This window comes from Bradyrhizobium sp. MOS003, from assembly GCF_003020125.1.
Classification (GTDB): domain Bacteria; phylum Pseudomonadota; class Alphaproteobacteria; order Rhizobiales; family Xanthobacteraceae; genus Bradyrhizobium.
This window is the reverse complement of sequence record NZ_PYFW01000024.1, coordinates 1-1,497: the sequence shown is the minus strand read 5'-3', so window position 1 is coordinate 1,497 and position 1,497 is coordinate 1. Positions and strand designations below refer to the sequence as shown.

1 protein-coding gene is annotated in these 1,497 nt (G+C 37.7%); it reads left to right on the top strand.

The features are described from left to right. Positions 1-117: 117 nt before the first annotated feature. Positions 118-1,448 (top strand): IS3 family transposase gene (locus C7G42_RS34700; RefSeq protein ID WP_087944740.1). Its coding sequence is split into 2 segments (ribosomal slippage): positions 118-505 and positions 505-1,448, totalling 1,332 coding nucleotides; the frame shifts between segments, so codons are not numbered across the junction. The last annotated feature ends 49 nt before the right edge of the window (positions 1,449-1,497 follow it).

Sequence of the window (1,497 nt, the reverse complement as noted above, 5' to 3'; positions counted from 1 at the left end):
TGAACTGTACCCCGAATCATGGACACTTAAAAAAAGCCCCATGATTCGGGGTTTTTGTGTATTTTTATCAAAAAACCTCGTTATAATGGAACCAACGATAGAAATGAGGTACGGAGAATGGGTAAAATTATTTTTAACGAAATTCAAATGAAACAGCTAGAAAAAAATAAAAATGTATTAAAAGCGTCGGACCGTTCGATTAGCTATTGTTCAGATTTCAAAGTAAGAGCGGTAAAAGAAAATCAACAAGGAAAAGGTCCTAGCCAAATCTTTTTAGAGAATGGGTTTGACTTAGCTGTGATCGGTGAGAAGAAACCAAAACAATGCTTGAAACGTTGGCGAAGAACCTTTGAACAATTTGGTGAGGAAGGCTTTTATACAGAACGCCGCGGGAAAGGAAGCACGGGACGCCCTTCGGAAAAACCCCTCTCTTCTGATGAAAAATTAAAGAAAGCGGAAGCACGTATTGCGTTTTTAGAAGCGGAATTGACATTCCTAAAAAAGTTAGACGAACTCGAAAGGCAGGCGTTACAGAAGAAGCGTTAACACCACGAGAAACATACACACTGATTGAACAAACCATACGTCGATTCCAATTCCCACGTATGGTGCGTTACCTTTGCACACTGACTGGGGTAAGTCGGAGTGGATACTATGCGTGGCTTCATCAGACAGATAAACAGCTGGAAAAAGAACGCAATGATGAAACAGATTATGAATGGATCCAAGAAATTTTTAATCGAAAAGGGAAAACATGTGGTGGTCGTTCTATCAAAATGGTGTTGGAAAAGACAAAAGGAATTTGTATGAATCTCAAGCGTATTTACCGTATTATGCGTAAATATAACCTTGTGACAAAGATTCGCCGAGCGAATCCTTATAAACACATCGCAAAAGCGACACAAGAACATAAAACATGTCCGAACCTTTTAAAACGCCAATTCAATCAAGAAGAGCCTGAAAAAAGTATGTTAACGGATATTACCTATTTATTTTATGGAAAAGGAAAGAAGGCTTATTTATCATGTGTAAAAGACAGCGCAACACGAGAGATTTTAGCCTATCATGTCTCTTCCTCTTTACGAATGGATATCGTCTATCAAACATTAGATAACTTGAAAGAGAGATTAGGAGAAGTCATTCATCCTGAAGCGCTTCTACATTCAGACCAAGGTATTCATTATACACACCCTGAATTTCAGAAACGTGTAAGAGAAATGGGGATCAGACAATCTATGTCCCGTAGGGGCAATTGTTTAGACAATGCACCAATGGAATCCTTTTTTGGTCATATGAAAGATGAATTAGATTATAAAGATTGTCAAACCTTTGAATCCCTTGAGCTCAACATAAAGGATTATATGGAGGAGTATAATTATAATCGTTATCAGTGGACATTAAAAAAGATGGCTCCGATCGAATATCGGAACCACCTTTTAAGTGCTTGATTTTTCAGGGCTTTTTTATTAAACTGTCCATTTTATAGGGTACAGTTCA